Origin of the sequence: Methylobacterium brachiatum, assembly GCF_900113845.1 — a bacterium.
In the GTDB taxonomy this organism is placed as follows: Bacteria; Pseudomonadota; Alphaproteobacteria; order Rhizobiales; family Beijerinckiaceae; genus Methylobacterium; species Methylobacterium brachiatum.
In genome coordinates this window covers 19,952-43,097 of the sequence record NZ_FOQW01000006.1, presented here as the reverse complement: position 1 = coordinate 43,097, position 23,146 = coordinate 19,952, and the positions used below count along the sequence as shown (strand labels likewise).

The 23,146-nt window shown below is 71.2% G+C and carries 27 protein-coding genes; 15 read left to right on the top strand and 12 right to left on the bottom strand.

The annotated features are described in order from the left end of the window. Positions 1-7 precede the first annotated feature (7 nt). Complete coding sequence (locus BMZ47_RS08310; RefSeq protein WP_050733686.1) at positions 8-241, bottom strand: DUF2171 domain-containing protein; 234 nt, start codon at positions 239-241, stop codon at positions 8-10. Positions 242-391: 150 nt separating this feature from the next. On the opposite strand from BMZ47_RS08310, the gene BMZ47_RS08305 reads away from it, so the two are divergent. Further along, complete coding sequence (locus BMZ47_RS08305) at positions 392-634, top strand: hypothetical protein (protein ID WP_193375354.1); 243 nt, start codon at positions 392-394, stop codon at positions 632-634. A 24-nt stretch (positions 635-658) separates the two neighbouring features. Here BMZ47_RS08305 and BMZ47_RS08300 read toward each other — a convergent pair whose 3' ends face one another. Continuing rightward, on the bottom strand, positions 659-925 hold the full coding sequence (locus BMZ47_RS08300) for a hypothetical protein (protein ID WP_091860685.1): 267 nt from the start codon (positions 923-925) through the stop codon (positions 659-661). Between the two features lie 219 nt (positions 926-1,144). Here BMZ47_RS08300 and BMZ47_RS08295 point away from each other — a divergent pair, with 219 nt between their 5' ends. Then, positions 1,145-1,501: a hypothetical protein gene (locus BMZ47_RS08295; RefSeq protein WP_091860681.1), complete on the top strand. Its 357-nt coding sequence runs from the start codon at positions 1,145-1,147 to the stop codon at positions 1,499-1,501. Between the two features lie 87 nt (positions 1,502-1,588). Beyond that, entirely contained in the window at positions 1,589-1,855 is a 267-nt protein-coding gene (locus BMZ47_RS08290) for a hypothetical protein (RefSeq protein ID WP_091860678.1), read from the top strand. On the opposite strand, the gene BMZ47_RS08285 is transcribed toward BMZ47_RS08290, so the two are convergent. Continuing rightward, positions 1,856-2,596, bottom strand: a complete 741-nt coding sequence (locus BMZ47_RS08285; protein ID WP_091860675.1) for a DUF4336 domain-containing protein — start codon at positions 2,594-2,596, stop codon at positions 1,856-1,858. 117 nt (positions 2,597-2,713) lie between these two features. Next, the gene (locus BMZ47_RS08280) at positions 2,714-3,292 is read right to left on the bottom strand and encodes a YgjV family protein (protein ID WP_091860672.1); all 579 of its coding nucleotides are present in this window, start codon (positions 3,290-3,292) and stop codon (positions 2,714-2,716) included. A gap of 495 nt (positions 3,293-3,787) precedes the next feature. Between BMZ47_RS08280 and BMZ47_RS08275 the strand changes: the two genes are divergently transcribed. After that, on the top strand, positions 3,788-4,750 hold the full coding sequence (locus BMZ47_RS08275; protein ID WP_091860669.1) for a methyltransferase: 963 nt from the start codon (positions 3,788-3,790) through the stop codon (positions 4,748-4,750). Then, entirely contained in the window at positions 4,747-5,697 is a 951-nt protein-coding gene (gene egtD, locus BMZ47_RS08270) for an L-histidine N(alpha)-methyltransferase (protein WP_091860666.1), read from the top strand. Before BMZ47_RS08275 ends, egtD begins: the two co-directional genes overlap by 4 nt. Positions 5,698-6,078: 381 nt before the next feature. Here the strand turns inward: egtD and BMZ47_RS08265 are convergent, their stop codons facing one another. Continuing rightward, entirely contained in the window at positions 6,079-6,315 is a 237-nt protein-coding gene (locus BMZ47_RS08265) for a hypothetical protein (protein ID WP_007564616.1), read from the bottom strand. A 165-nt stretch (positions 6,316-6,480) separates the two neighbouring features. Here BMZ47_RS08265 and rsgA point away from each other — a divergent pair, with 165 nt between their 5' ends. The 4 genes from rsgA (at position 6,481) to BMZ47_RS08245 (ending at position 10,667) form a co-directional block, all read left to right on the top strand. Next, positions 6,481-7,515, top strand: coding sequence for a ribosome small subunit-dependent GTPase A (gene rsgA / locus BMZ47_RS08260; protein WP_091860663.1), 1,035 nt, complete (start codon positions 6,481-6,483; stop codon positions 7,513-7,515). Positions 7,516-7,926: 411 nt separating this feature from the next. Beyond that, entirely contained in the window at positions 7,927-8,784 is an 858-nt protein-coding gene (locus tag BMZ47_RS08255; RefSeq protein ID WP_007564618.1) for a manganese catalase family protein, read from the top strand. A 135-nt stretch (positions 8,785-8,919) separates the two neighbouring features. Further along, entirely contained in the window at positions 8,920-10,092 is a 1,173-nt protein-coding gene (locus tag BMZ47_RS08250) for a zinc-dependent alcohol dehydrogenase (RefSeq protein ID WP_007564619.1), read from the top strand. Further along, positions 10,089-10,667 (top strand): cyclase dehydrase, encoded by a 579-nt coding sequence (locus BMZ47_RS08245; RefSeq protein WP_091860660.1) that lies wholly within the window; start codon positions 10,089-10,091, stop codon positions 10,665-10,667. Before BMZ47_RS08250 ends, BMZ47_RS08245 begins: the two co-directional genes overlap by 4 nt. Positions 10,668-10,716: 49 nt before the next feature. On the opposite strand, the gene BMZ47_RS08240 is transcribed toward BMZ47_RS08245, so the two are convergent. From BMZ47_RS08240 to BMZ47_RS08230, 3 genes are read right to left on the bottom strand one after another with little or no spacing between them, the layout of a single operon-like run. Beyond that, on the bottom strand, positions 10,717-11,883 hold the full coding sequence (locus BMZ47_RS08240; protein ID WP_091860657.1) for a glutathionylspermidine synthase family protein: 1,167 nt from the start codon (positions 11,881-11,883) through the stop codon (positions 10,717-10,719). Then, on the bottom strand, positions 11,883-12,545 hold the full coding sequence (locus BMZ47_RS08235) for a DUF1190 domain-containing protein (RefSeq protein WP_091860654.1): 663 nt from the start codon (positions 12,543-12,545) through the stop codon (positions 11,883-11,885). The genes BMZ47_RS08240 and BMZ47_RS08235 overlap by 1 nt, the downstream gene beginning before the upstream one ends. Before the next feature lies 1 nt (position 12,546). After that, the gene (locus BMZ47_RS08230; RefSeq protein ID WP_007564624.1) at positions 12,547-12,945 is read right to left on the bottom strand and encodes a DUF350 domain-containing protein; all 399 of its coding nucleotides are present in this window, start codon (positions 12,943-12,945) and stop codon (positions 12,547-12,549) included. Positions 12,946-13,327: 382 nt separating this feature from the next. Here BMZ47_RS08230 and BMZ47_RS08225 point away from each other — a divergent pair, with 382 nt between their 5' ends. From BMZ47_RS08225 to BMZ47_RS28455, 4 genes are all read left to right on the top strand, one after another. Continuing rightward, positions 13,328-14,143 carry an FTR1 family iron permease gene (locus BMZ47_RS08225; protein ID WP_091860651.1) on the top strand — a complete coding sequence of 272 codons (816 nt, stop codon included), beginning with the start codon at positions 13,328-13,330 and terminating at the stop codon, positions 14,141-14,143. Positions 14,144-14,420: 277 nt separating this feature from the next. Next, the gene (locus tag BMZ47_RS08220; RefSeq protein WP_091860648.1) at positions 14,421-16,442 is read left to right on the top strand and encodes an OPT family oligopeptide transporter; all 2,022 of its coding nucleotides are present in this window, start codon (positions 14,421-14,423) and stop codon (positions 16,440-16,442) included. Between the two features lie 150 nt (positions 16,443-16,592). Beyond that, a complete protein-coding gene (locus BMZ47_RS08215) occupies positions 16,593-17,084 on the top strand; it encodes a DUF2243 domain-containing protein (protein ID WP_007564627.1) in 492 nt (163 codons plus the stop codon). Further along, on the top strand, positions 17,081-17,236 hold the full coding sequence (locus BMZ47_RS28455; RefSeq protein WP_007564628.1) for a hypothetical protein: 156 nt from the start codon (positions 17,081-17,083) through the stop codon (positions 17,234-17,236). The genes BMZ47_RS08215 and BMZ47_RS28455 overlap by 4 nt, the downstream gene beginning before the upstream one ends. Before the next feature lie 3 nt (positions 17,237-17,239). Here BMZ47_RS28455 and BMZ47_RS08210 read toward each other — a convergent pair whose 3' ends face one another. The 3 genes from BMZ47_RS08210 to BMZ47_RS08195 form a co-directional block, all read right to left on the bottom strand. Next, positions 17,240-17,995 (bottom strand): amino acid ABC transporter ATP-binding protein, encoded by a 756-nt coding sequence (locus BMZ47_RS08210; protein ID WP_091860645.1) that lies wholly within the window; start codon positions 17,993-17,995, stop codon positions 17,240-17,242. Continuing rightward, positions 17,992-18,672 (bottom strand): amino acid ABC transporter permease, encoded by a 681-nt coding sequence (locus tag BMZ47_RS08205; RefSeq protein WP_050733667.1) that lies wholly within the window; start codon positions 18,670-18,672, stop codon positions 17,992-17,994. Before BMZ47_RS08205 ends, BMZ47_RS08210 begins: the two co-directional genes overlap by 4 nt. Before the next feature lie 316 nt (positions 18,673-18,988). Next, positions 18,989-19,765 carry an amino acid ABC transporter substrate-binding protein gene (locus tag BMZ47_RS08195; protein WP_007569151.1) on the bottom strand — a complete coding sequence of 259 codons (777 nt, stop codon included), beginning with the start codon at positions 19,763-19,765 and terminating at the stop codon, positions 18,989-18,991. A 359-nt stretch (positions 19,766-20,124) separates the two neighbouring features. On the opposite strand from BMZ47_RS08195, the gene BMZ47_RS08190 reads away from it, so the two are divergent. Together BMZ47_RS08190 and BMZ47_RS08185 are read left to right on the top strand one after the other, a co-directional pair. Next, a complete protein-coding gene (locus tag BMZ47_RS08190; protein ID WP_091860639.1) occupies positions 20,125-20,346 on the top strand; it encodes a cupin domain-containing protein in 222 nt (73 codons plus the stop codon). Between the two features lie 204 nt (positions 20,347-20,550). After that, the gene (locus BMZ47_RS08185) at positions 20,551-21,477 is read left to right on the top strand and encodes a dihydrodipicolinate synthase family protein (RefSeq protein ID WP_091860637.1); all 927 of its coding nucleotides are present in this window, start codon (positions 20,551-20,553) and stop codon (positions 21,475-21,477) included. Positions 21,478-21,727: 250 nt separating this feature from the next. Here the strand turns inward: BMZ47_RS08185 and BMZ47_RS08180 are convergent, their stop codons facing one another. After that, entirely contained in the window at positions 21,728-22,954 is a 1,227-nt protein-coding gene (locus tag BMZ47_RS08180) for a pyridoxal phosphate-dependent aminotransferase (RefSeq protein ID WP_091860634.1), read from the bottom strand. Positions 22,955-23,146: the final 192 nt, after the last annotated feature.

Genomic DNA, 23,146 nt, shown 5'->3' with positions numbered 1-23,146 from the left:
GGGCGGGTCAGGAGGTCGACCACTCGCGCTTCACCTCCTCGGCCGGCCGGTCGAGATGGACCTTGCCGCCCTCGACCGCCCGCACGAAGTCGAGCGGGATGTAATGGTGCAGGCCGCCCGCCGCCGCGTCGGTCTTGGTCAGCTTGATCTCGCCTTTGTCGATGTGATCGACCGTGCCGACATGGGTGCCGTCCGAGCCGAGAACCTCGGCATGTTCCTGAATCTGCGCAGCGTCGACCATCGGTATCCTCCCTGTAAGGCCGTCAAACCGCGCCCCGCGGGGCGCGGTTCCGGGCTGCGCCATCCGGACCCAGAGCGATCCCCGGGCGGCCGCGGCGTCGCACCGCGCGGGCGCCGCTGAACCGCACTCCGTGCGGATCGTTTGCGTGCCATGACCGATACGAGCGCGAACCCCATGGATCAGGTTGCCGACGCAAGGCGTCACGAGATGGCGACCGAACACCTGTTGTTCGGGACGATCCGCTTCCTAGCCCAGCGCCATCCGGAGCTTCTGGACGAGCTCGACCGCAGCCTCGACCACCTGTGGGATCGGGCTGAGGGCGAGGACCGGGACGATGAGGCCGTGCGCAAGATCGCCGGCCGCATCATCAAGAGCCTGCGGGCCGAGAGCTGACGGACCGCGCCGCGCTCCGGCTGGCTATCGGTTCGTGCAGCCGATGCAGATGCCGCGGGTGATCGCGTCGTTGCGCTGCTCGGCCGGGTTGCGCCGCTCGATACTGCCGGTCTCGTTGGGGCCGAGCGCGCTCGGGTTGGGCACCGTCTGCCCGGTGGCGGCGGTGTGAGGCGCCTTCGCGGCTGTGGTCGGGCCGCCGCCGGTGCCCGTCTGGCTGACGGATTGGGCCCAGCCCGGCTGCGTTCCCAAGACCAGAACGACGAGTGTGGCGATCTTCAAGGGCGCGCGCATGATAACCTCCCGGCGCTTTTTGTCTGCGTGGAACTGACGCAGATACGGACCGAAAGTTCCGCGTCCAGGTCGGGCATCCCCGCTGGGATACGGGTTGCGCGGCAGGCCGGTGCGGGCCCGCACGGCCTCGCCATCCGGCGTAGCGCCTCCTCCCAATTGAGGCTTGGCGTTGACGCGGGACGGCGTGTCCCTGGCGGCGTCATGCTCCGGGGACGCCTCATGAATCCGACCGTCAAGGCCGTGCTGCTGAACGAGCGCGCCGGAATCCAGTCCGCCATCGCGGCCCGCGAGGGAACCGTCTCCGACCTGCTGGTCCAATTGAACGGCGTCGAGAACGACATCCGCCGGTTGCGCCACCGTCTCATCGATCTGGACGCGTTCCTGGTGAGCCAGCGGGTCGAGCTGCCCGAGGACGCGCCCCCGCCGGACGCGCCGACCCTGCCCGCGCAGAAGGGCCCGCCCGCTCTGCCGGCCTGCAAGCCGCTCGACGATTTCGTCCGCCACAGGTCCGGCAAGCGCAAGCTCCTCGCCGACGCCGCGTCCGGGCGGGTCGAGGCGGTGCGCCGGTCGGGCTGAGCGGACTGGGCGAGCGGAACCGGGATTGCCCCGCGCCCCTTTCCTGGGGCCTATCTAGGCCCTGCGCGGATCCGAGAGGGGTGAGGGATGGGCAACCGGGATGGCGCCGGCGCGTCGAACGCACGGATCGCCGAGGTCCAGCGCCTCGCGACCGCCCTGGCCGCTCGGGTGCGGTACGCGCAGCTGGTCCAGCGGCCGGTCTACGAGGAGCAGATCAACGCCCTGGTCGGGGCGGCGCGTCTCCTCGACGAGGAGAAGGTGCCGTGGCCGCCCATGGTCGAGGAGGTGCTGATGGAGCTGGCCAAGTCCCTGGACGGCTCCGAGGCGCCGGATCCGGCCGGGGAGGGGGCCTGATCAGCTGAAATCGCCGAGCCAGCGCAACGAGCGCCGCAGACGCTCGGTGCCGCCCTGGGCGAACCACAGCCCGTGCGCGAAGATGACGACGGCGGGGTTGAGCGCGACGAGATCCGCCGCGGCCCGTGCCGCCGCGGCCCGGCGCAGCTTGATCACGAGGCGCAGATAGGGCGGCGGCTTCCCGTCCGGCGCGGTCATGCCGGCCAGGCGCAACACGGGGCGCAGGAGCGCCGGCATCTTCGCCGCTTCCAGGTTGAGCACGAGGTCGGTCAGCACCAGGGTCCGGCTGCGCCCGTGGAAGAACGCGACCTCCCGGAAGCCGAGCCCGCCCGGAACCACGATCTGGCGCAGATCCGCGTCCCATTCGGGCGGCGACGCGTCGGCAAGCTCGCGGTCGATCTTCAGGCCGGAGCGGCGCACCTGGCCGCGCTGGCGCAGGTTCGGCGCCGCCCAGGTCAGGGCCTCCGGGCAATGCGTCTGCCAATCCTTCAGGAAGGTCCAATGCGCGACGTTGGGCGCGACGAGGTGGCGGATCGGCCCCAGCGCCGCGAGGGCGCGGTGCAGATCCGCGTCGTAGCGCGTCGGCGAGTGCAGCCACAGGCTGCCGTCGCCGAGCCGGATCACGGTCATCCGCACCGGGAGCGGCATGCCGAGGATCCGCAGGGGGCCGCTATCGACGATCCAGACGCCCTCGGCGACCGGCTTGAGCACGTCGAGCGGCGGATAGGTCGCCTCTGCCAAGATCCGATCCTCCCGGTCGCCCCGGCGTCACGGCCGGAAAGTCAGGCAACCGCCGGAGGCCGAAGGGTTTCCCGGATGGATCGACGCAGACCCGATCGCGTGCCCGATCGCGTACGCTCAGGCCTGGAGATAGCCGGGCGCGGTGACCGGACGGGGCGGCAGCGCGCGCCACAGGGCGATCCCAAGGCCCAGGATGGTGAGGAGGTCGCAGGTCAGCCCGAAGACCGAGCCGACCAGGAGGTTGTGGCCGGCCCAGCACTGGGAGGCGCCCAGGAACAGCAGGCGCATCGTCTGCGGCGCGGCGTTGAGGCGGGCGGCGGTCGCCAGCAGGGCGCCGAGCGCCGCGCAGGCCGAGGGGGTGCCGTTCCAGGTGGTGATCGTCAGCCACGCCGCGATCAGCGTGGTGGCGGCGAACAGGGGATGGACCCAGCCGTTCCGGTTCGGCGCGCCGAGGCAGGTCAGGGAGACGAGGCTCTGCACCACCGAGATGGCGCACATCGCGGTGCCGGTGAGCGCGCCGAGGGTCAGGTAATGCGCGCCGAAGCAGGCGGCGCAGGCCGCCGAGCCGCCAAGCATCCACGCGCGGCGCGGCATGAGGCCGGCAATAAAGCCGAGCGTCAGGCCCAGGGATCCGAAGATGTCGAGATGGGTCCCGGCGAGGTCGTACCAGGTTAATACGGTGTCGGCGGCAATCATCGGTCGCGCTCAGCCGGCGCGGATGCGCCGTTTCTGGTGCTTGCGCTAGGTTCGCACGGTAATCAGTTGGTTAACGACGGAGGGCCGGACGATCACGACGGCGCGAGGGTGGCAGAAGCGCCGCAATCCCGGCCGGCCGGGGGCCGGGCGTCTATCACCGATCCATCAGTATTCGAGGCAAATCATTGCCCGAATAACATAAGTTACGAGCGCCTGATCTGCGGCAAATTCGGGAACAATGCCGGAGCGATCCAGTTTTCCGGGCATTCACCTCTGGACGTTGCCGGCGCCGATCCCGGCTGCGGTGCGTCCGCCCCTGCCGCCCCCGGCGACCCGACCCGGCGCTCCCATGCAGCTTCCCCGCGGCGCACGCCGCCGCATCGCCGTCCGGCCCCCGGGCCTCAAGGTGGGCGGAGGGCATCCTTTCGCCGGATCGGGCCTGCGCGCCGCCGCTTTCTGCGACGGGCCGCCGAAGGGACCTTCGAGGACAGCCCGATGACGCGATCCGATCCCGTGGCCGAGCCCTTCCCGGACAACACGGACGCTTTGCTGGCGCTCGGCCATGCACTCCGTGAAGCCGGCTACAATTTCACCACCGTGACGCCCGCCACCCACGCCATCGTCAACGCCCGATCGCAGAACGCCGAGGCGCGCAACCTGCGCGACGTGGTCGGCTGGTCCAGGCCGTTCCGGGCGGAGATCCTGCCCGCGCCGCTCCTCGCGCTGATGCGGGAGGCCGGGGCGGTGGTCGAAGACGGCGGGATCCTGCGCCCCACCGTCCGGTTCTCCAGCCTCGACGACGAGCTGTTCGCCCATTCCTCCTACCCGCCGAGCGCGACCGACGCGGTGTTCTTCGGGCCCGACACGATGCGTTTCGTCGGCGCGGTGCTGGCCCATCTGGCGGCGCGCAAGACCCCGGTGCGCCGGGCGGTCGATCTCGGCTGCGGCTCGGGTGCGGCCGGGATCTGCATCGCCAAGCGATCGCCGGGGGCCGAGGTGGTGCTGGTCGACATCAACCCCGCCGCCCTGCGGGCCGCCCGGGTCAACGCCCGGCTCGCTGGCACCGACGGCGTCGAGGCCCGGCACAGCGACATGCTGCGCGACGTCGAGGGCGCCTTCGACCTCATCGTGTCGAACCCGCCCTTCATGGTCGATCCCGCGGCCCGGGCCTACCGGCACGGCGGCGGCCCGCTGGGCGCCGGCCTGCCGCTGGCGGTGGTCGAGCAGGCGATCGAGCGGCTCGCCACCGGGGGCAGCCTCGTGATGTTCACCGGCGCGGCGATCGTCGAGGGGGCGGACCCGTTCCGCGACGCCGTCGCCGAGGCCTGCGGCCGGGCCGGGCTGGACTGGACCTACCGGGAATTCGACCCGGACGAGTACGGCGAGGAATTGGCGAACGCGGTCTACGCCGATGTCGAGCGCCTCGCCCTGGTCGTCGTCACGGTGACCCGGCCGTGAGCGCCCCGGCCGATATCCCCGATGCGCAGCAGGAATTCCTGCGCGACGCCCTGGCGGGCCTGACGGCCGAGCCCAAAACCCTGCCGGGCAAGTATCTCTGGGACGAGACCGGCTCCGACCTGTTCGACCGGATCTGCCACAATCCCGATTACTACCCGACCCGGGAGGAGATGACGCTGCTGCCGCGGGTCGCCGCGGAACTCGCGGCCCGGGTGGCGCCGGGGGTGACCGTGGTGGAGTTCGGCAGCGGCGCGAGCCGCAAGATCCGCACGCTGCTCGACGCCCTGACCGAGCCGGCCGCGTACGTGGCGATCGACATCTCGGGGGAATACCTGGAGGGCGCGATCCGCCGCCTGGCGCCGGATTATCCCGGCATCGCCATGGTGCCGGTCTGCGCCGATTACTCGAAGCCGGTGCAGCTCCCGGTCACGGCGGGGCCGGGCGGGATCCTGGGCTTCTATCCCGGCACCAGCATCGGCAACTTCGCGCCCCCGGAGGCCGCCCTGTTCCTGGAGCGGGCCCGGGCGACCCTCGGGCCGAGCCTATTCCTGGTGGGGGCCGACGCCACCACCGAACCCGAGCGGCTGCAGCGCGCCTATGGCGCCGCCGACGGTCTCATGGCGGCGTTTCACCGCAACATCCTGGTCCGGCTCAACCGGGAGCTCGGGGCCGATTTCGACCTCGACAATTTCCGGCACGCGATCACGCTCTGCCCCGATCCGCTGCGGGTCGAGGCGCATCTCGTGGCACACCGGCCGGCAACCTACCGGCTGGGCGGGGCGAGCATCGCCTTCGCGGCCGCCGAGCACGTCCGGACCGACACGTCCCACAAATACACCCCGGCGGCGTTCCAGGCCCTGGCGATCCAGAGCGGCTGGCAGCCGCGCGGCCTCTGGCAGGCCGAGGGCGGCAGCTTCGCCCTGCATCTGCTGGAGAGTCTGGGCTGATCGCGCGATTTTCGATTTCCGCGCGGGGTCCTGGGCGACGGGGGGCGGTTCTCCCTTCGCGACCGCATGAAGCGCGGGTTCGCTCGCCCGGGTGGGGGAGCGGGTTCACAGAACGCGGTCCGGACGGGTTCCCGGCTGCGAGAGACGCGCTTGGCCTTGGTCCTAGTCCGGCAGCGATATGTGAACATCGTGGCCCCCACTGGGGATGGGGCCGGTCGCGCTCCGTTATCGCCCTCGGCTCCGAACCGGGATGGCCTGTGTCGCCACGGGATACGGAGCGCGCGGCATCGGGCGCTGACGCTCCGAAACCCTGGAGTCCGCCGGTGCGGGCGCGTCGGGACGAGGGGGCGTCCCTGCCGGTGATCGCGACCGAGCGGCGGTCTACGGCGTCTCGAACGGACGGTGCTTGTCGTCGGCGGTATGCCCGGCCGCGCCCTTCGGCACCGTGCTGGTGTCGACCATCGTCCGCTGGTCGCGCACCGGCGGGGGGAAATCCGTGAGCGGGCGCCAGGGCGTCGCCGGCAGGCCCATGCGGATGGCAGAATTCGACGACCGGAATAGCCAGGCCGCGACCAGCATCCAGGGCACGACGAAGAAGACGAAAGCAGTGAGTCCCACGACGATCCTCCGGGGCGATGAGCCGTTCCGGGAAACGCGGGACCGGCCGGCATCGATCCGGCGCCTTCACGCGCCGGGCGCAGGCCGCCCGCCTGGGGAGCCGCCCCGGCCGCCGTTTCGAGGACGGTCCGCCACGCGCCCTGGCTATCCGCGCGGGGCCGTGCCATGGGCAACGCGGTGATCGATCATCCCGCCCCCGTCCCTGCGATGTCCCCGACAGGCCTGGGATGGTCCGCGTTCTTCGAGGAGCAGCGCGAGCCCCAGGAGGCCGCGCTGGCGGCCATGCGGATCGCCACGGTCCACCGCGCGCGCCTGACCGCCCTGTCCTCCGCCGGCCCCGTCGAGCTGGCGCTCCCGATCCACACGAAGACCAGCGCGTTCGCGGTGGGCGATTGGGTCCTGGTCGATCCCGAGACCCTGACCGTGCAGCGTCGGCTGGACCGCAAGACCGTCCTGGAACGGCGCGTCGAGGGCAGCGCGACCCTTCAGGCCGCCGCGGCCAATGTCGACACCCTGTTCGTGGTCACCTCCTGCAACGCCGATTTCAACCCCGCCCGGCTCGAACGCTATCTGGCGCTGGCCAACCAGGGGGGCGCCGATCCGGTCATCCTGCTCACCAAGGCGGACATGACCGCCGATCCGGGCGACTTCGAGCGCCAGGCCGCCGCCCTGCAGCGCGGGCTGACCGTGCTGGCCGTCAATCCCCGCGTCCCGGAGGCGGCGGGCCTCCTGGCCCCGTGGTGCGGCGTCGGGCAGACCATCGCGCTGGTCGGTTCCTCCGGGGTCGGCAAATCGACCCTGGTCAACACCCTGACCGGCCCGGGCCGGGACGCGCCCCAGCAGACCGGCGGCATCCGCGAGCACGACGCGAAGGGGCGCCACACCACGACGGCGCGGTCGCTGCACGCCATCGCGGGCGGCGGCTGGGTCATCGACACGCCGGGCATGCGCACGCTCCAGGTCAGCGACGCCGCCGACGGCATCGCGACCCTGTTCGCCGAGATCACCGAGCTCGCCCCGTCCTGCCGCTTCCGGGACTGCACCCACGCGCATGAGCCGGGCTGCGCCGTGCAGGCCGCCATCGCGGACGGCCGGCTGGATCCGGAGCGCCTGACCCGCTGGCGCAAGCTGCTCACCGAAAGCCGCGGGCCCGCCTCGGTCCCCGCCGGGCCGCGCGGCCGCAGACGGCCGCATTCCTGATCAAGCCGCGCGTCCGGCCCGGTCACGCCGCCCTGGCGCGCGATCACCGCGCGACGCAAGGCCCGTCACTGCAAGACCCGGCGCTGCACGGTGGCCGGATCCCCTTTGCCAGCAAAAGTTCGGGTTTCCTCCGTGCCGCCAAGGTCGCCGGAAGGTCGATCGCAACATAGGTTTATCTTGGCCGTCCGTCTCGGAAGCTTGGGCGTGCTGTCGATTAACATAGTTTGGTTTTCGCGCAATTTTGTGGGCGAACTAGGCTGAAAATGGCCTGCCGACCTTAAAGAATACTGAACCAATAGCCCGAAGCGCGGTTGGTCGAGGAGCAAGGCGGGATGCCCTGACGGGACATCGCGTTCCTGAAAGCGCGCGCGGTGAACTCCCGTGCCGTGCCTCCAGCAAGGACCGGACAGCATGTATTACCTCGACAAGCGTCTCCAATACCCCGTGAAGGTCGACAAGCCCGATCCGATCTACGCGCGCATGCTTCAGCAGGCGATCGGCGGGATCGAGGGCGAGATCCGCGTGTGTATGCAGTACTTCTTCCAAGCCTGGGGCAATCGTGCGCCGACCACGAAGTATCGCGACATGCTGCTCAACACCGCCACGGAAGAGCTGGGCCATATCGAGATGCTCGCCACCGCGGTGGCGATGAACCTCGAGACCGCCCCCACCAAGGTGCAGGAGGCCGGCGCCGCCGACGCGATCGTCGGGGCCGTGATGGGCGGCGAGAATCCGCGCCACATCGCCGAGGGCATGCTGCACAAGACGCTGCTGTCCACCGGCATGGCGGCCTTCCCGGGCAATTCCGACGGGCTGCCCTTCGACATGAGCCACATCTACGCCAGCGGCAACATCGCGGCCGACATGTACTGCAACGTCGCCGCCGAGAGCACCGGCCGGGTCCTGGCCGTGCGCCTCTACAACGCGACCAACGATGCCGGCATGCGCGACATGTGGAGCTTCCTGATCGCGCGCGACACGATGCACCAGCAGCAATGGCTGGCCGTGATCGAGGAGCTGGGCGGCCATCAGGGCAACCTGCCGATCCCGAATTCCTTCCCGCAGGAGAAGGAGAACCAGAAGTTCAACTACAACTTCTTCTCGTCCTCGGCCGACGGCTCGCCGCCGCCCGAAGGCCGCTGGACCCAGGGCCCGTCGCTCGACGGCAAGGGCGAATACAGCATCGTCCAGAACCAGCCGATGGGGCAGGAGCCGGTGCTCGGCCCGGCCCGTCCCGACAGCGCCGCCCAGTCCGAACAGATCGGCTGAGCCCGCGGCGTTCCGGCGGTCGGCCCGCGGGCCGGCCCCGGAGCGCCGTTTTGCCGTGCGGACAGAACAATCCTCCCGAGTGTTGGTTGGTCTCCGGACAACCACCCGTGGAATGACAGCCGGAACATCGCTCCCATGAAGGCACTCGTCTGGCACGGCACCCGTGACGTTCGCTGCGACACGGTCCCGGATCCGGAGATCGAGGATGGCCGCGACGCCATCATCAAGGTGACGAGCTGCGCGATCTGCGGCTCGGACCTCCACCTCTACGATCACTTCATGCCGGGCATGAAGTCGGGCGACGTGCTGGGCCACGAGGCCATGGGCGAGGTCGTGGAAGTCGGCAAGGACAACAAGGCGCTCAAGGTCGGCGACCGGATCGTCGTCCCGTTCACCATCACCTGCGGCCAGTGCGAGCAGTGCCGGCGCGGCAATTTCTCGGTGTGCGAGCGCTCGAACCGCAACAAGGCGCTGGGCGATACCGCGTTCGGGCACACGACCGCCGGCCTGTTCGGCTACACCCACCTGACCGGCGGCTATGCGGGCGGCCAGGCCGAGTTCCTGCGCGTGCCGTTCGCGGACTCGACCCACATCAAGGTCCCCGAGGGCATCTCGGACGAGAAGCTGCTGTTCCTGTCGGACGTGTTCCCGACCGGCTGGCAGGGCGCGGTCCAGTGCGACATCCAGCCGACCGACACGGTGGCGATCTGGGGCTGCGGCGCGGTCGGCCAGATGGCGATCCGCTCGGCGCTGCTCCTCGGGGCCAAGCGCGTGATCGCGATCGACCGCGTGCCCGAACGCCTGCAGATGGCCGAGGCCGGCGGTGCCGAGGTGATCGACTACGACGCGGAACCCAACATCGTCGGCCGCCTCAACGACATGACCGACGGCCGCGGCCCGGAGAAGTGCATCGACGCGGTCGGGCTCGAGGCGCACGCCATGGGCGCCGTGGACGCCGTCTACGACCGGGCCAAGCAGGCGATGCTGCTGGAGACCGACCGCGCCCACGTGCTGCGCCAGATGATCATGGTCTGCCGCCCGGCCGGCGTGCTCTCGGTCCCCGGCGTGTATGGCGGCCTGATCGACAAGTTCCCGATCGGCGCCCTGATGAACAAGGGCCTGACGGTCCGCACCGGCCAGACCCACGTCAACCGCTGGACCCCCGACCTGCTCAAGCGGATCGAGGACGGCCAGATCGATCCGTCCTTCGTCATCACCCACACGATCGGGCTGGAGGACGGCCCGGAAATGTATCGGGTGTTCCGCGACAAGCAGGACGGCTGCATCAAGGTGGTGATCCGGCCATGAGCATCAGCACGCATCAACCCCCCGCTCCCCGCACCGCCCCCCGCGGGGCCCCCGGCGGCGGCGCCTATACCCGCCACGACGAGCTGGCCCGGGGCCTCGGCTGGTTCTCGATCGGGTTGGGCCTCCTGGAACTGACCGCCGCCCACGGCCTGTGTCGCGCGCTGGGGCTCAAGGGCCGCGAGACCCTGGTGCAGGCCTACGGCGTCCGCGAGGTGGCGACCGGCGTCGCGATCCTCATGAGCCACGATCCGACCCCCTGGATCCTGGCTCGCGTCGGCGGCGACGCCCTCGATCTCGCCACCTTGGCGACCGGCTTCGAGGACGACAACCCGAAGCAGTCCAACCTCGCCGCCGCCACCGCCGCGGTCGCGGGCGTCACCGTCCTCGACGTGGTCTGTGCGCAGGGGCTGATCGGCCAGAAGCGCCTCTCGCGGCCCGGCGCCTTCGATTACAGCGACCGGAGCGGCTTCGCGCGGCCCGCGCGAACCATGCGGGGCGCCGCCTCCGACTTCGCCACGCCGGAGGATTTCCGTATCCCCGGGCCGCTGCGGCCCTGGACGGAGACGCGGGCCTAGCGACCCCGGCGAAGGATCGGGCCGCCCGCGCCGTCGCGCGCGGGCGGCCTCAGCCGTCGATCACGTGGGGCACGAACCGCGCCCGGTCGGTGGTGATGCGGGACGGGCCCTCGCGCATGCACAGGCCGGCAGGCTCGTCGCCGACGATCCAGCTGCCCACCAGGGCATGGCGGCCGGCGAAGACCGGAAGCTCGGCCAGCGCCTGCCGCACGAAGCCTTCGCGCCCGTAGGGGCCCGCGTCGCGCTCCAGGAGCACGCCGTCGCGCACGAGCATGATGTTGGCCCCCTCCCGCGAGACGAGCGGCTTGCGCACGAAGGATTTGCCCAGCGCCGCCTTGGCGGGATCGCCCTCGAAATAGGCCGGGAGCAGGTTCGGATGGCCGGGCGCCATCGCCCAGAGATGGGCGAGCAGGCCCTTGTTGGACAGCACGGCCTTCCAGGGCGGCTCGACGAAGCGGGTCGGCGTGGCGCCGACCGCCGCCCCGAAGGCGTCGCCGAACATCCACTCCCAGGGATAGAGCTTGAACAGGGCGGCGAGGGGCCGGCCGCCGCCGTCGAGGAAGTGCCCGTCCTCGGACAGGCCGATCGCCTCCAGCGGCACGAACGGGGCGGCGAGCCCGGCCTGCACGGCGCAGTCCTGGAGGTAGGCCACCGTGCCCCGGTCCTCGGGCGCGTCGGGATAGCAGGTGAAGGAAAGGGTGCCGGGAAGCCCCATCGCGGCGAGGCGGGCGATCAGCCGCTCGTGGAGCGCGTTGAACTGGTCCGTCCCCGCGGGCAGGATTCCGCGAGCCAGCCCATCCTCCAGCCAGAGCCACTGGAACACGGCGCTCTCGTAGAGGGCGGTCGGCGTGTCGGCGTTATATTCGAGGAGCTTGGCCGGCCCGCTCCCGGCGCCGCCGTAGCGAAGGTCCATCCGGCCGTAGAGGGACGGGTCGCGCCGCCGGAAACTGTCCGCGACGGCGTCCCAGGCCAGTTCGGGGATCGCCAGGGAGGCGAGGATCGCGCCATCCGTCACGGCCCGCTCGACGAAGGCGAGGCAGAGGGCGTGGAGCTCCCGGGTCGGCGCCTCGATGTCGTCCTCGATCTCGGCCAGGGTGAAGGCGTAATAGGCGCTCTCGTCCCAGTAGGGTTCGTCGTCGAAGGTGTGGAAGGTGAAGCCGGCCCGGGCCGCGTGATCGCGCCAATCGGGCCGTTCCGGCAGGGACACCCGGCGCATCAGCCGCCTCCGAACCCGCCCGAACGGCTGCCGGCGGACGCGATCGCCCGCCCGGTCGCCCCGAACCCGCCCTGGGAGACCATCCGGGGCGCGGACGCGGTCGTGCGCGCCACGCTGGAGGCGACGCGGGTCGCCGGGCGGCCCGCCGACGCGTAGACCCGGCCGCCCGAACCGGTGCAATAGCCGCCGCCCCCACCGCCGCTTCCGCCGGAGGCCGGAATCTCCTCCGCGTGCCGGTAGAGCGGCTGGGCCGGCAGGCCCTGCTCCAGCGTGCGCCCGATCATGAAGCCGGCCATCAGGGGCACGAAGGACCCCGCCGCGTCCGGGGCGATCGTCTCCCCGGCCACGCAGCCATCGGCACCGTGATGCGCCCAGCAGGCCTCCGCGGTGGCGTAGCGCGGCGCGGTGGCGGCATAGGCCGACTGGGCCGCCGCGTAATCGGTCGTGCAGGCATCCTCCGTGCGCAAGCCCTGGCCGATGCAGGCGGCGAGGCTGTCGTAGACGAGGGCGTCCTCCTCCTTCTGGGAGGGATCGAGCCAGCCCAGCCCCAGCGCCGCGGCGCCCGCCCCCGTGACCAGGACCAGGGAGATGGCGGCCGAGCGCTTGCGGCGGCCTCTCTCGGCGGGGTCTTCCCCGGCGCCGACCGGGCGCGCCTCCGCCATGTCAGGCGGTCATCGAGGCGGCGTTGACGAGGCCGCCCGCGAAGGAGGCCGCGCCCAGGAGCACGGCGGCGGCCATCCGCCCGTCCTCGATGCGCCGGGAGAGATCGGGCACCGCGAGGCGCACGAGCCAGTAGATCAGGATCTGCACGACGAGGGCGACGAGGCCCCAGACGATGCAATCGAGGATCGATTGGGCGTTGTAGATCGCCACCGCGAGCGGCAGCGCGAAGCCGACCAGGCTGAAGCCGAGGGCCACCGCCGCCGCCGCCACGTCCCGGCGGATCAGCGCGAGCTCGTTGTGGGCGGTGGCGAGGGTATAGACGAGCAGATAGAGGCCGATCAGGCCCCCGGCCGTCACGACGTAGAGCAGGAAGGCCGGCAGGCCCGAGATCGAGATCACGTCGCGCTCCCTGTGCCGGAAGCCGGCGTGGAGCCCGGTGATGCGTCGGTCGGGTCGTCCATTGAGGCGTATCCGTCGCGTCTCGCACAGCCGATGGTTGTGGAACCGGCCGTTCCGCAAGGCGTAACACGCGCTCGGGGACGCTCACAAACCGGGCGCCGGTCGGCTCCACCGCGCGGGCCGCCCGGGAGGAGGGCGGTCGCCGCAGGCAGGTGCCGCCCTCGACCTCGCCGCCGCGACGGTCGATATCCGGTCCCGCAGGCAGCGGTCACGACGAGAGCGGCGGTGCCGCGTCCCGATGCTTCTTAGAAGCAATGAAAAACATAGCGCTAGAAGTTCGGCGCGCGCTTCGTATGATCCGTAAGCACAGCAGAGGTCTCTCATGGATAATGGATCGACGTTCGTCCAGGCCTTCACGATCCTGTTCAGGGAGGGGCTCGAAGCTTTGCTGGTGGTCGCCGCGCTCGCAGCCTTCATGCGGCGGGCCGATGCCGGTCACCGGATCGCCCCGATCTATCTCGGCGCCGGGGCCGCGGTGCTGGCCAGTCTCGGCATGGCCTGGGTGTTCGAGACCTATTACGACGGCAACCACAACGACCTGATCGAGGCCGGCGTCATGCTGCTGGCCGCCGCCCTGATGTTCTACATGAGCGGCTGGCTGTTCCTGCGGCAGGATCCGAAGGCCTGGCAGGCGGACCTCAACCGCCTGGCCGGGCAGGCGCTCGGGGCCGGGACCGTGCTGTCCCTGGCCGGCATCGCCTTCCTGGCCGTGTTCCGCGAGGGGGCGGAGACGGTGCTGTTCCTGCACGCGCTCGCCCGGACCGCCGGCGGCTGGGACGGGTCGCTGTTCGGCGGGCTCGGCGCGGCGGCGCTCGCGCTGATCGCCCTGTACGCGGCGATGCAATGGCTCGCGCTGCGCCTGCCGCTGCGGCCGATCTTCGTGCTGACCTCGGCGTTCCTGTTCGTGATGGGGCTGAAGCTCGTCGGGGCCGCGATCCAGGAATTGCAGGAGCAGGGGCTGGTCGCCGTGCACGATGACGGCGTGCCGGGCTTCGTGGCGGATATCGGCTTCAACGGGAGCTGGGAGGCGCTGGGAATCCAGGGCGCCCTGGTCCTGACGGCCCTCGCCGGCCTGCTCGTGGTCCGGGCCCGGCGAGCCGAGCCGGCGAGCCGGACCAGCCCGGCCGTGTCGCGCTGAAGCCGCCCCGATCCTGAGCGCATCGGGAAGAGCCTGACCCGGCCGCGGCATTCGCCGAGCGAGCCGGGCCGACTACAGATTTTGGTCCTGCGAAGGAGGTTATGGCGCCGCCGATCCGGGCGGCCCGCATTTGACGCGCATTCGTGAGCGCACCGCTCGATCGTCGTCCCGGCCCGGGTCCGAGTCCCGGCCCCCGCACCGTGAACCCGTCGCAACGCCGCAGGCGGGATAGGTTTCCGGATCCGGGTGGTTTGCGAGACGACATCACGAGTGCACGATGGACGTCCGCAACACGACGACGCCGGCGGCCCTGGGCCACCACGCGGAACTGACCCTGCGCGGCATCGTGCTCGGGGCGGCGATCACGGTCATCTTCATGGCCGCCAACCTCTACATGGGCCTGAAGACCGGGATGACGTTCTCGTCGTCGATCCCGGCCGCCATGATCTCGATGGGCGCGTTCCGGCTGATGGGCGGGGCCGGCATCCTCGAGAACAACATCGTCCAGACCCAGGCCTCGGCCGCCGGCACCCTGTGCAACGTCGTGCTGGCGCTGCCCGGCCTCGTGCTGATCGGGCATTGGAGCGGCTTCCCGTTCTGGCAGACGACGGCGGTCTGCGCGCTGGGCGGCCTGCTCGGCGTGGCGTTCTCGATCCCCCTGCGCCGGGCGCTCGTCTCCGGCAGCGACCTGCCGTACCCGGAGGGCGTCGCCGCCGCCGAGGTCCTGAAGACCGGCCAGGAGGATGCCGGCGGCCACGGCCTGCGCGACCTGCTGGCGGCGGCGGGAATCGCCGGCACGATCGGGCTCGCCACGACCGGGCTGAAGCTGCTGGGCGACGGGCTCTCCGGCGCGATCAGCCTCGGCGGCGCCGCCTTCCGCACCGGCACCGGGTTCTCCCTGGCGCTGGTCGGCGTCGGCTACCTGGTCGGGATCGGGGCGTGCCTCGCCCTGCTCACCGGCGTCGTGATCGCCTGGGGAATCGCGGTGCCGATCCTGACCGCGCTCGCGCCCGATGCGGGCAAGACCGCCGGGCAGGCGGCCGAGGCGGTCTGGTCCGAGCAGGTGCGGCTGATGGGGGCCGGCATCATCGCGGTGGGCGGCCTCTGGACGGTGGCCTCGCTCGCCCGGCCGATCGCGGCCAGCATCCGCACCGCCCTGTCGACCACCGGCAGCAGCCTGGGCTCCGACCACCCGCGCGAGGAGCGTGACCTGCCGATCGCCTGGGTCGGGGCCGGGGCGCTCGCCCTGTGCGTGCCGCTGGCGCTCCTGTTCGGCGCGTTCGCCGGGCCGGCCGGGCTCGGCGGGACCATGATCGCCCTGGCGCTCGCCGCGACCCTGTTCACGGTCCTGTTCGGCTTCCTGATGGCCGCCGCCTGCGGCTACCTCGCGGGGCTGCTCGGCTCCTCGTCGAGCCCGATCTCGGGGATCGGGATCCTCACCACCATGGCGACCGCGCTGCTCCTGCCGCTGTTCCTCGGCCAGGTCGGCGGGCCGGACGGCGACCGGTTCGTCACCGCCATGGCGCTGCTGCTCACCGCGGTCATCGTCACCACCGCGTCGATCGCCAACGACAATCTGCAGGATCTCAAGACCGGGCAGGTGGTCGGCGCCACCCCCTGGCACCAGCAGGTCGCGCTGATCATCGGGGTCTCGGTCGGCTCGCTGGTGATCGCGCCGCTGCTCGAGCTGCTCTACCAGGCCTACGGCTTCATCGGCGCGCCTTCGCGCGAGGGGCTCGATCCGGCAAGCGCCATGGCGGCGCCCCAGGCCGCCCTGATGACCCAGATCGCCAAGGGCATCACCGAGGGCGCGCTGCCCTGGACGATGGTGCTGATCGGCGCCGGGCTCGGCGTGGTGCTGGTGGCCGTGGAGGCCTGGCTGCGGCGGCGCAACCTCACCTTCCCGGCGCTCACGGTCGGGATCGGCATGTACCTGCCGCTCTCCGTCGAGATGACCATCGCGATCGGCGGCATCCTCGGCTGGATCGCCGAGCGCCGGCTGCGCGGCCGGGTCCAGGGGCCCCGGCGAGAAGCGGTGCTGGGCGCCGCCCGCCGCCGCGGCGTGCTCCTGGCCTCGGGCTTCCTGGTCGGCGAGAGCTGCGTCGGCGTGCTGCTGGCGGCCGCCGACCTGATGGCCGGGCATAGCGGAGCGCTTGCCATCGCCGGGCCGGGCTTTGCCTCGACGGCGACCTGGCTCGGGCTGGCGGTGTTTCTGGCCGGCCTCGGGGTTTATCTGCGGCTGGTCTCCACGGTCGACGACGCGGCGCGCGTGACCCAAGTCGCATCCAAGACCGCGTGATGAACCGCGCCGTCATTGCGCGCGCAGCGAAGCAACCGAGGGATACGCTACGGTTGGAGAACGCGCGCCGCACTGGCTTGCTTCGCTGCGCTCGCAATGACGGGTTATGAAACAGGGGCCGTTGTCCAATCCCCGCGCCGGGAGATCACCATGAGAACGGCCGTATCCGAGACCCGCGCGTTCCCGCTGAGCGCCGGCATCCTGTTCGGTCTGGGGCTCGGCGGGTTCTTCGACGGGATCGTGCTGCACCAGGTCCTGCAATGGCATCACATGCTGAGCAGCTGGTACCCGGTCGATTCCATTCCCAATCTCGAGCTGAACACCCGCTGGGACGGGATCTTCCACAGCGCCACCTACGTGTTCGTGGTGCTCGGGCTGTTCATCCTCTGGCGCGCGGCGCATCGCGGGCACCTGTCCTGGTCGAACAAGCTGCTGGCCGGCTCGCTGCTCATGGGCTGGGGTCTGTTCAACACCGTCGAGGGCGTGATCGACCACCAGATCCTCGGGGTGCACCACGTCAACGAGACGATGCCCCGGGACCAGTGGGTGTTCTGGGATTCCGGCTTCCTGCTCTGGGGTCTCGCCATGCTGATCGTGGGCTGGCTGCTGGTCCGGGCCGGCCGCCGGGAGCGGGCGGCGTGAGGCTTCAGCGCGCCGCCCTGCCGGCATTCGTCCCCTGGCTCGTCCTCGGGGCGGCCTTGGTCCTGGCGACGATGCCGGCCTGGCGGCCCCTGGTCTTCGGCACCGCGCTCACCCTCGACGACCTGTTGAGCCTGCGCTGCCTCTCCGGCTGAGCCTCAGGCGCCGACCTCGCCGAGCAGCGTCTGGACGAAGCGGCGGGTGCGGGGATCGGCGGGCCGGGCGAACAGCTCGGCCGGCGGTCCCTGCTCCACGACGGTGCCGCCGTCGAGGAACACCACCGCGTCGGCGACCCGGCGGGCGAGGCGCAGGTCGTGGGTCGCCATCAGCATGGTCATGCCCTCCCGGGCGAGGCCGGCCAGCACGTCCACCACCTCGGCGGCGAGCTCGGGATCGAGCGCCGAGGTCGGCTCGTCGCAGAGCAGCAGGCGCGGGGAGGGGGCCAGCGCCCGGGCGATCGCCACGCGCTGCTGCTGGCCACCGGAGAGGCTCGCCGGCCAGGCCTCGGCCTTCTGGGCGAGGCCGACCCGGTCGAGCAGCTCCAGCGCCCGGACCCGGGCCGCCTCCTTGGGCCATTTGCCCACGGTGATCAGACCCTCGGTGATGTTCTCGATCACCGTGCGGTGGGGAAACAGCTGGAAGTTCTGGAACACCATGCCGGTCTGGCGGCGCGCCGCGAGCACGTCCCGCCGGGCCGGCGGCGCGCCGGGCCGGAAATCGAGCCGCTGGTCGCCGAGCACCAGCGTGCCGGCCTGCGGGATCTCCAGCAGGTTCACGCAGCGCAGCAGCGTCGACTTGCCCGAGCCCGACGGGCCGATCAGCGCCGTGACCTTGCCCTCCGGCACCGTGAGGTCGACGCCGCGCAGGATCGGGTTGTCGCCGAAGCGTTTTTCGATTTTCTGGAGGGCGATCATGCCCGGGCCTCCAGGTAGCCGCCGTAACGCCCGAGGCGCCGCTCCAGCCCGCTCTGGAGCCAGGACAGGGCTGAGCAGAGCACGAGGTAGATGAGCGCCGCCTCGACGTAGAGGATCAGCGGCTCGTAGGTGACCGCGACGATGCGCTGGGCCGCCTGGAACATCTCCGGCACCGTGATCGCGGCGGCGAGCGAGGTGTCCTTCACCAGGGCGATGAAGGTGTTGGACAGGGACGGCACCGCCACTCGGGCCGCCTGGGGCAGGATCGTGCGCCGCATCGCCTGGGCCGGGGTCATGCCGGTGGCGTAGGCGGCCTCCCACTGCCCCTTCGGGATCGACGCGATGGCGGCGCGCACGATCTCGGACGCGTAGGCGCCGATATTGAGGGTGAAGCCGATCACCGCGGCCGGAAACGCGTCGATCAGGATGCCGACGCTCGGCAGGCCGTAGAAGATCACGAACAGCTGCACGAGGAGCGGCGTGCCCCGGAAGATCCAGACATAGGTCCAGGCGAGCGCCGCCAGCGGCCGGGGCCCGAACAGGCGCGCGAGGGCGATCACCAGCGCCAGGCTCAGCCCGAGCGCGAAGGCGATCAGCGTCAGCGGCACGGTGAACCGGAGACAGGCTGCGAGCAGCGGCCCGAGCGACTGGAGCATGAGGTCGGGCCAGTGCGGCACGGGTCGGTGTTTCCTGCGGGATCGGGCGACGGTCTATACGGCTTTGCGCCGCGGATCGCGCGGGGGATTTTTCGGGTTGGTTTCGGATCACCCGCGCCTTGAGGGGAATGCGGTTCGGTGACCGAACCCGCCCGGCGGGGGCTGACGGGCTCACACCTTTCCGGACGAGGCGCGGGTCCCCTCTCCCGTGCGGGAGAGGGACAGGGTGAGGGATGCGACCTCTCCGGAGAAACTGGGTCTTTCACCCCAACCCTCTCCCGCACGGGAGAGGGGGTGCGTCGCGGCCTGCGCGGACCGGAAGGGGGAGGGCGGCTATCTACCGCGAAACGTCCGCCCCGAAATACGTCTGCGCGATCGCCGCGTAGCTGCCGTCGGCCTTGATCTCGGCGAGCGCCTTGTCGATCGCCGCCTTCAGGGCGGGGTTGTTCTTGCGCAGGAGGATGCCGGAGGCGTCGGCGTCGTCCTTCTGGGCGACGATCTTCACGGGGGCGTTCGGCTGCTTCTTGTGGAAGTCGAGGAAGGACAGGTTGTCGTTGACGGTGGCGTCGGCGCGGCCGGTGACGACCAGCTGGATCGACTGGTCGAACCCGTCGGTGCCGACCGGCTCGGCCCCGGCCTCGGTGGCCAGCCGGGCGAAGTTGCTGCTCAGGCTCTGCGCGGACTTCTTGCCCTTCAGGTCGGCGAAGGACTTGATCGTGCCGTTGTCGGCCCGGGTGATCAGCACGGCCCGGGAGCGGATATAGGGCTCGGAGAAGTCGAACTTCGCCTGGCGCTCCTTGGTGATGCTGACCTGGTTGATCACCACGTCGTAGCGCTTGGCATCGAGCCCGGCGATCAGGCCGTCCCACTTGCCCTCGACGAACTGGGGCGTGACGCCCAGCTTCTCGGCCACCTTGCGGCCGATCTCCACGTCGAACCCGGCCAGCGCCCCGGAGGCGTCGTGGAAGCTGAACGGCGCGTAGGTCCCCTCGGTGCCGATCCGCAGGGTCTTGGCGGCCCGGATCGCGTCGAGGTCGTCGGCCCGCGCGGACGCGCCCATGAGAAGCGCCGCGGCGGCGAAGACGGCCACGCGGGCGGCGGAGACAAGACGCATCACGGGGAACTCCAGGGCTGGATGATCGGGTGCTTCGGGGCCGGCCCGTCACCGCCGGCGTCAGGCCTGAACTCCTATACCAAGCGGCCCCGGCGGCGCCTACGCCGCGCCGGAGTGGGGTTTCGCCCGGGAGCAGGGTCTTTCCGGAGGCGCCGGATTTCGGGCCGATCCGTTCTCCGCTCCGGCCCGCGCGGTTTCAGGCCCGGACGTGCCCGAACACGGGCCGCCGGCGCCGCAAGGCTCTGAGCGGGCCAGCCTTTCCGCCCCCCGGCCCCGTCGCGCGGCCCCGGGATGGCGGAGCGGGGACCGAGCGTCGATCGGGCCCTCAAGCTGTGGATGGGGGAGAAAATTTTCCGAGGTTGCGGCGGGCCGGCGCCACGGCGAGCCGCTTCGCCGCCCACAAGGCCGGAACCCGCGAGATCTTCCATATCCTGTCGGGACGCCTGGAGATCCAGACGACCCGGGAAGTCATCACCCTGGACGGCGGCGACACGGCGACGATCCGGGTCGATGTCGCGTACGGGTTCGTGAGTGTCGGCTCCGTGGTGAGCAAGCTCATCCGGCTGATCCTGTCGGCGTAAGGCTTGCGGCACCCGGGCCGGCGCCGCGCAAACACATCGCGGCTTTTGTCGAGCCCGCGCCGGGACGGGCGTTGATCTCGGATGATCCTTCGGCACAGTGCCGGCGTGTCGCCGCTCCGGGGTGGCCGCGCGGCCCCGGAGCGGCCCGGACCGGTCTCTTCCTGTGAGCCGGGGCGCGCGGCCCGCCCCGGCGGAGGATCGCGCATGAGCTCGCCCGCCCAGCCCTACCGGGGCGTCTTCCCGGTCGCCCCCACGGTGTTCGACGCCTCGGGCGCCCTCGATCTCGACGGGCAGCGCCGGGCGATCGACTTCATGATCGAGGCCGGCAGCCACGGCATCTGCATCCTTGCGAACTTTTCCGAGCAGTTCGTCCTCACCGATGCCGAGCGCGAGACCGTGATGCACGCGGTGCTCGACCACGTCGCCGGCCGGGTGCCGGTGATCGTGACGACCACCCACTTCGCCACGCAGGTCTGCGCCGAGCGCTCGCGCCGGGCGCAAGAGGCCGGGGCCGCCATGGTGATGGTCATGCCGCCCTATCACGGCGCTACGATCCGGGTGCCGGAACTCGGCATCTACGATTTCTTCCGCGGCGTCTCGGACGCGATCTCGATCCCGATCATGATCCAGGACGCGCCGGTGGCGGGCACGCCGCTCTCGGCCGCGTTCCTGGCCCGCATGGCCCGGGAGATCGAGAACGTCTCCTACTTCAAGATCGAGACCCCCGGGGCGGCGGGCAAGCTGCGCGAGCTGATCGCGCTCGGCGGCGATGCGGTTGTCGGGCCCTGGGACGGCGAGGAGGCGATCACCCTGATGGCCGATCTCGATGCCGGTGCCACCGGGGCGATGACCGGCGGCGCCTATCCGGACGGCATCCGCCAGATCACCGACGCCTACGCGGCCGGCCGCCGGAACGACGCGCTCGACGCCTACGCGCGCTGGCTGCCGCTGATCAACCACGAGAACCGGCAATGCGGGCTCTTGGCCTGCAAGGCGCTGATGGCCGAGGGCGGCATCATCGCCCACGAGACCGCCCGCCTGCCGCTCCAGCCGCTCCATCCCGACACCCGCGCGGCGCTGATCGAGCTGGCGCGGCGCAACGATGCGCTGGTGCTGCGCTGGGGGCGGTGAGGGGTATCGGGCGCGTGGCGGTCTGACAGACGCCCGGCTTTCCCTCACTGTGAGGCTCACATCGGGGTCCAGAAGGCGCGACGGACTCCCTCTCCCGTGCGGGAGAGGGTTGGGGTGAGGGATCAGGTCTTTCCGGACAGGGCGCATCCCTCACCCTGTCCCTCTCCCGCACGGGAGAGGGGACCTGCGCGTCATCCGGCAATGTGGGGACCCTACTCTTGCGCCAAAGCTGAAACCGCAGGCCCCCGGATCAGTTCGCCCGCCCGGACGAACCCGTCCCCAACACCCCCGACATCCGCCGCACCGCCTCCCGCGCCAGCTCCGGGCTGATCGCGAAGCAGATGCGGATCAGGCCTTCGCCCGCGGGGCCGAAGGCGGTGCCCGGGGCGACGCCGACCTTGGCGTCGCGCAGCAGGCGGTAGGCGAGGTCGAGGCTCGGCTCGTCGCCGGCGATCCGGGGCATCAGGTAGAAGGCGCCGTCCGGCGGCGCCACCGTCACGCCCGGCAGGCGGGCCAGCCCCTCCACCAGGATCGCCCGGGCCTCGGCGCAGCGGTCGACCATGGTGCGGATGAAGCCGTCGCCCTCGTCGAGGGCCGCGATGCAGGCATGCTGGATGAAGGTCGGGATCGAGGTGGTGCTGTACTGGCCGAGCTTGGCGAAGGTCGGCGCCAGGCCCCGGGGGAAGATCACCCAGCCGGCGCGCCAGCCGGTCATCGCCCAGTTCTTCGAGAAGGTGTTGGTGACGATCAGGCGGTCGTCCTCCGTGCAGATCTGCAGGAAGGACGGGGCGATCTGGTTGCCGTAGGTGAAGTGCGCGTAGACCTCGTCGGAGAGGATCCACAGGCCGCGCGCGCGGGCGAGGTCGCGCAGCGCCGTCATCTCGGCGAGCGGCATGGTCCAGCCGGTCGGGTTCGAGGGCGAGTTGACCATGATCACCCGGGTGCGCGGGGTCAGGGCCGCCTCGATGTCGGAGAGCGGCAGCGTGAAGCGCCCGTCGGGCTGGATCCGGTAGGGCACCGTCACCGGCACGCCGCCGGTGATGCGGACCGCCTCGGCGAGGTTCGGCCAGGCCGGGGCGGGGATGATGATCTCGTCGCCCGGCTCCAGCAGCGCCTGCGCGGCCTGCATGATCGCGTTCATGCCCCCGGCCGTGACGGCGAACCGATCCGCCGGGACGTCCACGCCCCAGTGCCGGGCGTGATAGGCGCCGAGCGCCGCCCGCAGGGCCGGCAGGCCGAGCGAGGTGGTGTAGCGGGTATGCCCGGCCTGCATCGCCCGGTGTGCCGCCTCGACGATGAAGGGCGGCGTCGGCAGGTCGCCCTCGCCGATCCAGAGCTTGACCACGTCGGGATCGTCCCGGCCGCGATCCGCCACCAGGCCGATCTGGCTCGTGCCGATGCCGCGGATGCGCTCCGAGAGGAGGGCGGCGAGGTCGACGGGCGCGTCGAGGGCGGCAACGGCAACGGGTTCGGCCATGGGCGACGGGTCTCGTGGTGTTCGGGGAACGGCGCGCCGCGCGGCGCGGCGGCAAGCGGGCGGGCGCCATGCCTGCAAGGTCCCGGCCGTTCGGGGAATCGGCCCGAGCCTGCCGTGTCCGGCCGCGCGCGTCCAGGGCCAGGACAGCCCCGGCACAGGTTCAGCGATTTTCGGCTTTTCAGAAATTTCTGA

What these genes read in the sequence shown, in the direction of transcription:
- BMZ47_RS08310 (WP_050733686.1), bottom strand. Translation starts at nt 241, where the DNA reads ATGGTCGACGCTGCGCAGATTCAGGAACATGCCGAGGTTCTCGGCTCG.
- BMZ47_RS08305 (WP_193375354.1), top strand. Translation starts at nt 392, where the DNA reads ATGACCGATACGAGCGCGAACCCCATGGATCAGGTTGCCGACGCAAGG.
- BMZ47_RS08300 (WP_091860685.1), bottom strand. Translation starts at nt 925, where the DNA reads ATGCGCGCGCCCTTGAAGATCGCCACACTCGTCGTTCTGGTCTTGGGA.
- BMZ47_RS08295 (WP_091860681.1), top strand. Translation starts at nt 1,145, where the DNA reads ATGAATCCGACCGTCAAGGCCGTGCTGCTGAACGAGCGCGCCGGAATC.
- BMZ47_RS08290 (WP_091860678.1), top strand. Translation starts at nt 1,589, where the DNA reads ATGGGCAACCGGGATGGCGCCGGCGCGTCGAACGCACGGATCGCCGAG.
- BMZ47_RS08280 (WP_091860672.1), bottom strand. Translation starts at nt 3,292, where the DNA reads ATGATTGCCGCCGACACCGTATTAACCTGGTACGACCTCGCCGGGACC.
- BMZ47_RS08275 (WP_091860669.1), top strand. Translation starts at nt 3,788, where the DNA reads ATGACGCGATCCGATCCCGTGGCCGAGCCCTTCCCGGACAACACGGAC.
- rsgA (WP_091860663.1), top strand. Translation starts at nt 6,481, where the DNA reads ATGGGCAACGCGGTGATCGATCATCCCGCCCCCGTCCCTGCGATGTCC.
- BMZ47_RS08255 (WP_007564618.1), top strand. Translation starts at nt 7,927, where the DNA reads ATGTATTACCTCGACAAGCGTCTCCAATACCCCGTGAAGGTCGACAAG.
- BMZ47_RS08250 (WP_007564619.1), top strand. Translation starts at nt 8,920, where the DNA reads ATGAAGGCACTCGTCTGGCACGGCACCCGTGACGTTCGCTGCGACACG.
- BMZ47_RS08245 (WP_091860660.1), top strand. Translation starts at nt 10,089, where the DNA reads ATGAGCATCAGCACGCATCAACCCCCCGCTCCCCGCACCGCCCCCCGC.
- BMZ47_RS08240 (WP_091860657.1), bottom strand. Translation starts at nt 11,883, where the DNA reads ATGCGCCGGGTGTCCCTGCCGGAACGGCCCGATTGGCGCGATCACGCG.
- BMZ47_RS08235 (WP_091860654.1), bottom strand. Translation starts at nt 12,545, where the DNA reads ATGGCGGAGGCGCGCCCGGTCGGCGCCGGGGAAGACCCCGCCGAGAGA.
- BMZ47_RS08225 (WP_091860651.1), top strand. Translation starts at nt 13,328, where the DNA reads ATGGATAATGGATCGACGTTCGTCCAGGCCTTCACGATCCTGTTCAGG.
- BMZ47_RS08220 (WP_091860648.1), top strand. Translation starts at nt 14,421, where the DNA reads ATGGACGTCCGCAACACGACGACGCCGGCGGCCCTGGGCCACCACGCG.
- BMZ47_RS08215 (WP_007564627.1), top strand. Translation starts at nt 16,593, where the DNA reads ATGAGAACGGCCGTATCCGAGACCCGCGCGTTCCCGCTGAGCGCCGGC.
- BMZ47_RS08210 (WP_091860645.1), bottom strand. Translation starts at nt 17,995, where the DNA reads ATGATCGCCCTCCAGAAAATCGAAAAACGCTTCGGCGACAACCCGATC.
- BMZ47_RS08195 (WP_007569151.1), bottom strand. Translation starts at nt 19,765, where the DNA reads ATGCGTCTTGTCTCCGCCGCCCGCGTGGCCGTCTTCGCCGCCGCGGCG.
- BMZ47_RS08185 (WP_091860637.1), top strand. Translation starts at nt 20,551, where the DNA reads ATGAGCTCGCCCGCCCAGCCCTACCGGGGCGTCTTCCCGGTCGCCCCC.
- BMZ47_RS08180 (WP_091860634.1), bottom strand. Translation starts at nt 22,954, where the DNA reads ATGGCCGAACCCGTTGCCGTTGCCGCCCTCGACGCGCCCGTCGACCTC.